This window comes from Pelotalea chapellei (assembly GCF_018531195.1).
In the GTDB taxonomy this organism is placed as follows: Bacteria; Desulfobacterota; Desulfuromonadia; order Geobacterales; family Pseudopelobacteraceae; genus Pelotalea; species Pelotalea chapellei.
Genome location: NZ_JAHDYS010000030.1, coordinates 1 through 6,126, shown reverse-complemented (window position 1 = coordinate 6,126; position 6,126 = coordinate 1). Strand labels below are relative to the sequence as shown.

Annotated in this window: 5 protein-coding genes; 2 read left to right on the top strand and 3 right to left on the bottom strand. The window is 54.5% G+C overall.

Going from position 1 to position 6,126, the window contains the following annotated elements; genetic code table 11:
- Positions 1-661: 661 nt before the first annotated feature.
- Positions 662-2,428 carry a TonB-dependent receptor plug domain-containing protein gene (locus KJB30_RS17680; RefSeq protein WP_214301697.1) on the top strand — a complete coding sequence of 589 codons (1,767 nt, stop codon included), beginning with the start codon at positions 662-664 and terminating at the stop codon, positions 2,426-2,428.
- A complete protein-coding gene (locus tag KJB30_RS17675) occupies positions 2,428-3,303 on the top strand; it encodes an ABC transporter substrate-binding protein (protein ID WP_214301696.1) in 876 nt (291 codons plus the stop codon). The genes KJB30_RS17680 and KJB30_RS17675 overlap by 1 nt, the downstream gene beginning before the upstream one ends.
- 131 nt (positions 3,304-3,434) lie before the next feature.
- Here the strand turns inward: KJB30_RS17675 and KJB30_RS17670 are convergent, their stop codons facing one another.
- From KJB30_RS17670 to KJB30_RS17660, 3 genes are all read right to left on the bottom strand, one after another.
- Positions 3,435-3,656: a GSU3473 family protein gene (locus KJB30_RS17670; RefSeq protein ID WP_214301695.1), complete on the bottom strand. Its 222-nt coding sequence runs from the start codon at positions 3,654-3,656 to the stop codon at positions 3,435-3,437.
- A 263-nt stretch (positions 3,657-3,919) separates the two neighbouring features.
- On the bottom strand, positions 3,920-5,545 hold the full coding sequence (locus KJB30_RS17665; RefSeq protein ID WP_214301694.1) for a mucoidy inhibitor MuiA family protein: 1,626 nt from the start codon (positions 5,543-5,545) through the stop codon (positions 3,920-3,922).
- 81 nt (positions 5,546-5,626) lie between these two features.
- Positions 5,627-6,019 carry an endonuclease domain-containing protein gene (locus tag KJB30_RS17660; RefSeq protein WP_214301693.1) on the bottom strand — a complete coding sequence of 131 codons (393 nt, stop codon included), beginning with the start codon at positions 6,017-6,019 and terminating at the stop codon, positions 5,627-5,629.
- Positions 6,020-6,126: the final 107 nt, after the last annotated feature.

Sequence of the window (6,126 nt, the reverse complement as noted above, 5' to 3'; positions counted from 1 at the left end):
CATGTCTAGCTCCTTGGTTGAGGTTCTAGACCGAAATCACTAAGTTGGCAATGGCTCAGTTTTCAGGGGGAAGGTCAATGCTGCGTGCTATCGCCCCACCACCTGTGCGAGGGCAAGACGGAGTTTAATGATAAATTTTAATTTTAGTTAATTTACATTAAAACTAAGCTCCATACCTGCTCGAAATCGTGGCAAGGATAGAACTTGTTATTCAAAAATCGCAGCTTAAGACACTGGCGGTTAGTAGTTTTGTTGACCCTGCTGGTACGTCATAAGCCGCATAAAATCACTTTGGCTTTTACCTCTAAGACGCACCTGAAATGCCTATCAATACTGCTTTCATACAACAAGTCATTAAGCGATGGCATAGGTTTTTTTCGGTTAAAAAACGTAGCAGAGGAGGTTGCCCTCCTCGCCATTCTTTCACCTGATTGCTGCTGAAGCGGTGCTGCAGCATGCTGCAACTACGCCTGCTTTTACACCTACTTCCAACACCACCAGGTCATCTTTTTTGGCGCCCATCTGGCTCACCCCCTTTAGAAAACTCTGGACATTACATGCTCCATTTGCTAATGAAAGCATCCTTCGTGCCATGTCCTTAATTAGACCTTTGCATAGCCTCCGGGCGCTGCTCGTACCTCTTTGCCTGGGACTGTGCCTCATGCCGTGCCTGGCATGGGCCGACCTGGATGACGCCGACAGCCTGGAGCTGTTCAGCGCCTGGGAGAAGCCTGTCAGCACCGTCTCCCGGGCCCCCAAGCCGCTCTCCCAGACCGCCGAGAACGTAACCGTCATCACCACCAAAGAGATCGAATCTCTCAACGCCCACACCCTGGCAGACGTGCTGGCGACAGTGCCTGGCATCCAGACCGATCATCGCGGCGGACCAGGAAATATTGTATTCACCTACATTCAGAGCACCAGCTTTAGCCACATGCTGGTGCTGGTGGATGGCGTTCCACTCAACGATCTGGCGGACAATTTTACCGACGTGAGCACCATACCGGCCCAGATCATCGAGCGGATCGAGATACTGAAGGGTGCAGCATCCTCGTCGTGGGGACAGGCCCTCAGCGGCGTCATCAGTGTCACAACCAAGACTCCCAATCGATATCGCACAATATCCGGTTCGGCCTCGGCCTCCATTGGCGAGCGCGCCACCGCCGATGCCCGGGCGGAGCTGAGCGGCACAGTCGGCAAGCTGGGCTACTATCTCTCCGGCGGCTATCTCGGCTCCGGTCCGCTACTCCCCGGCCGCTCCAACTATGGCAATGACCTGCAGGCCAAGCTGCATTACGACCTCCCCGGACAGGGGGCTCTCTGGAGTGCCTTTGCCTATAACCAAGCCAGGCGTGTGCCCGCCTTTGTGCCCGCCGATCTGGGCGGTGATTTCAAAGAAGATCAGAAGATACGTAACCTGAGAGCTTCGCTGGGCTTCAGTCGGCCACTGAACGAGCATCTGCAACTGGAGCTTTTCGCCCGTCACGGTTATCGCTACATCAACAATTCTGACACCCTGATTAGTGATGGCTCGCCGTTGTCCGGCATCATATCCCGCAATGAAGTCACCGGTGGCAGTGCCAAGCTGATCTGGCGGGAATCCAGCAATCTGCTGGTGGTGGGCGGCGAGTATGAGCACGCCGAAGTAAGATGGGTGGACCCGCTTCAGCAGAATGTTACCTTGTCTGGGAAGGCAGATCGCTGGGGAGTGTTCCTGAGCGACACCCTGACTATCGGCCCCCTGGCGGTTACGCCCGGTGCCCGTTTCGATCATCCTGATGCCAGCGGCGGAGATCAGTTCAGCCCCTCGCTGGGTGCAACCTGGCAACTGAGCGATTCCACGCTGCTGCGTGCCTATACTGCCCGCGGTTACAGCCTTCCCTCCTTTAATGCCCTCAATCTGCCACCTGAAAAAATCTGGAACAGCCAGCTGGGTTTTGAGACCCAAACCATTCCCTACATCTGGTTGAAGGGTACGCTGTTCCGTAACGAAATCTGGGACATCGACACCATCAAGGAACGCCACATAGCTTTGGGCAGTGAGCTGGAATTCCGCACGAACCCACTCTACAATACTTCGCTGGGAGCCGGCTGGACCTATACCGATACCCACCGCACCAGCGATGACACGCCGGTACTGGCCGCGCCACGACATACCGTACAGTTGGCACTGCGCTATGACGACCAGACCTACCGCGGCACGATCACCGGTCGCCATATCTACTGGAACAGCAATCCTGCCTTTAATGGGAGGTATCGCGGCCTGACATGGGATCTGCACCTGGGTGCGACGCTGCTCAAGCGGGAGAACTCCTCCCTGGAGCTGTTCTTCTCGGGACACAACCTTTTCAATGGCAGGCAGTACCAGGACGAATGGATTCCTAACGTAGGCCGCTGGTTCGAAGGCGGAATGAGGGTGAAGTTCTGATGAAACTCCTCATTCTCCTCATACTCGCCCTGGCGACCCTGCTCCCTTCTTTGGCCCAGGCCTACGACGTGCTAGTGCTGCAAAGCAGGCATGATCGCAGCTACGACGAAGCCCTGAAGGGCTTCCGCGCCGAATGGCCCGGCAGCCAGCGTGTGCTTGTCATCTCCGATTACTCTGAAGTAGACGTGGTCCGTATCATACGTGAAGAACGCCCACGCCTGATCCTGACCATCGGTGATGTTGCTCTGAAGGAAGTTCGCAAGGTGCGCCAGACACCGATCGTTGCCCTGATGAGCCTCGGAATCAATGCTCAGGCAGCCACGCAGCCCAATCTGACAGGCATCAGCTTGTTCGCGGCACCCGAGAGCTACCTGGCAGCCTTCCAGGCGATCAAAGCCCGCCGGGTTGGCTTGGTCATTAATTCTGCCAAGAATGAAACATACCTGCGCCAGGCCCGCAAGGCTGCCCAGGAAATGGGTATCGAACTGGTGGTTGCCGAGGCTTTATCTTCCCGCGACACAATCAGCCATCTGACTACTCTTGATGGCAGAATTGACGCGCTCTGGATGTTGCCGGACCCGACCGTCATCACCCGCAACACGGTTGAATCCTATTTCCGTTTTGCACAGGAACACTCCCTGCCGCTGATATCGTTTGCTCCCGCCTATCTGACAATGGGCGCCGCCGCGATAGTCGATATCGACCGTTATGAGACCGGTCGCCAGGCAGCCATCATGGCTGGTCGACTGCTTGCCGGAGAGGTGCCACCAGTGATTACGGCAAAAAGCACGATCAAAGGTAACCCCAGCGTCTTGCAACGACTCAAGCTATCGCCCTCCCTGCTGAACGGTTTGAATTCAGCACAGCGGAATTAGCCTGCATAAACGTTACAAATGCTATGAACACAAAAAGCCCCGGACAGATTGCCCGGGGCTTTTTGTATTCCATCTATTAACTGTTGTGTACTTCGCTCTTCCCCTGCTATGCATCCACCTTAAACAAGCATCTACTGCACGCCGGGATTATAATTATTGAAACGCGCTCTTCTCTCCGGCCCGTTATAAGATCCCGGCTTTCCGCAACCACGCATCGGTCCTATCGCGGGATCAACCCAGTTCCCCTCCGCACGTTTGAAACTTAAAATCCTGCCCGACGCAACCAAAGCATTGAGTTCATAATTAGGAATATAACCAAGACTTTTATTAACATATTGTACCAACAGCGCCATTAGAACCTCTCTCAACCGTGATACCTCTGTATACAGTATGCAAAACATTAATTTCAACTAAGATTTATTATTTCTAACAAAAAATTACCTGATCCGTGACACCGGAACGCTGAAACGCTCGGAATGCCAGAGTTGATCGTCGCATTCTCTGCAACATGCCGAATGCTACGGGTGTCCTTTGCCGACCAGGTCATTTTCCCACAAGTCCTCTACATTGGTATTCCAGGCAAGTGTAAGTGTGAAGGTGTCACGGATTCAGGTTTTTACAATCCCTGGATCTCCCTCTCTTTGGGATACTCAACCACAATTTCAAAGGTGATCCCCCGTTTTTCCCCGGCTTTTAATGGCAGTTTCCACTCTATACTGCCATCTGCCTTGACCTGATCCGGCTTCTGGCTAGGGTTCTCCAGTGAAACTTTGATCTCCTCATTATCTGCCAGAGGGACCTGGTCGCGAACAGTCACAGTCTGGTCCTGCTTGCGGAAGTTTTGCAGGTCAATGCGATAGCGATAGACCATGCGGTTTTTGCCGAACAGGCCCGCCTCCTTGTGACTTTTAAGCTCCTCGCGTTTCACCTTCACTTGATCGTCGGGACCGAAGAACAGATCGAATGTTTCCCCGGCTGCGGTCTTTTTCATGATGGAGCTGCCGCTAAAGGTGCTGCCGGTAAAGATATTGATTTTACCGGGAAGTAAAGGATAGCCGGCAGGGTTAACAATGCGGGAGGTGAGAAAGACCACTGGAGACAGCTTGGGAACCGTCAGAAACTCGAGCGTGAGCGGCAACTGCTCCATCGCAACCACCGTGGCATGGCGGGTGCCATCAGAAGGTATGTCAACCGGTCGTTGTACCTGAAAGGTTACAGAGTTAATCTCTTCAGCCACACTACTTGAAGCATGGGGAACAGAACCTGCCAAAACGGACTCAGCCCTGAAACGTGCGCTGTCCTCTCTCTTCATCATCGGCGCTGCTGCCATGGGACGTATTTCAGGCGGCCGACAGAAGGAAACATGCCACGGCGTAAGCTCCGGAGGCGCCCCCCCCACTGCCGGCCGGGCGGTTGAGAGGGAGAGGGCCACCCCCTGCCAATCTTCACCGGTCTGCTGGAGCACCTGTGCCCGGAAGGTCAATTCGGCCGATGCTCCGTCAGCAGCCAGCCGCACATCGTATGAGGGCTCCCATCCTGCCGCCGGGGTCACGCCGCTCAGCTCAAGCACCAACTGTCCCTCGCGGACAACCTCTATTTCAATCTCCACCCCTGTCGTTTCTTTACGGCCGGCACCTATCACCTCGTCACGCTGACGCCGCAGAGCATCGATCCGTTCCCGGAGCCGCAGCTGCTCTTGGTCAATATCCCGGGTCTGTTCCTCAACCTTGATCATCCCGTCGGAGATAAAGGTCATTGCCTCCTTCAACTCTGGTCCAGTCGGCTTGCCCACGGCCAGTTCCCGGGAGATGCGCTCGCCCCAGGCTACCTTAATGGACTCGATGAATTCCTTCTGGGCCGCCAGAGCCGTTTTCCTGGACTCCAATCCTCCCAAAGCGCGCTCCTGAGCCCGAATCTCCTGCTCCAGCTCAACAGCCCGCTTACCCGGCACCTGTTCCATGAATAAGCGCTTCACCTCCAACCCCAGAATAGTCGCACCGGCACTCCCTCTGCCCGTCACCCGTACCGAATCATCCTGGATCAGAGCCGGCAAACCCTCGAAAACAACCGTATAGCTGCCAGGTTTCACAGAAACGGTGGCGCTGCGGGTAGTCAGGGCGCGGTCAGGATACACCGTGACAGCGGTAATACGGGATGCAGCCTGAATGCGCTGGGGAACGGCCCCGGCCGCCAGTGTCGGCAGCAGGATGATCAGTACCAGCAGGGTTCTTGCGATAAACATGACACACCTCCTATTATTTGACTTTAACAATGATTTCACAGTTTACCCTCCCCCAGCGCCTACCATAAAGGGAGGGAAGCTCTAAGCCCCCTCTCCCCTCAGTGGGAGAGGGGTGGGGAGAGGGGTGGTAGATGAGCGATTAATACACCGCATCTCAATAATTTCCATAACTCCTTCAATATTAGTAAGAATCTCATTATTCCAGAACCTCAGCACGGTGAATCCCTGCGAATTCAACCACTGCGTCCGCTCTTCGTCTTTTTCTTTCTCCACGGCGTGTTGTCCGCCGTCTGCCTCAATAATAAGTCTTGTTTCATAGCAGACAAAATCGGCGATAAAACGCCCAATCTGCTCCTGTCGCCGGAACTTAAGGCCGTGAACCTGTTTGGCCTTCAGATGGCGCCACAGAAGGCGTTCTGCATCAGTAGAGTTTTTTCGCAGCTCTTTGGCGGCTACGGTCAGATTAATGGGCATGTAACCTCCATATTGCAGTTTGTCCTCCAGCTTGCCCTTGTATATTCAGAGGTAGAGGGTATGGTTTTCCTTAACAACGGTGCACGGGACATGGCAGCACGACTGCC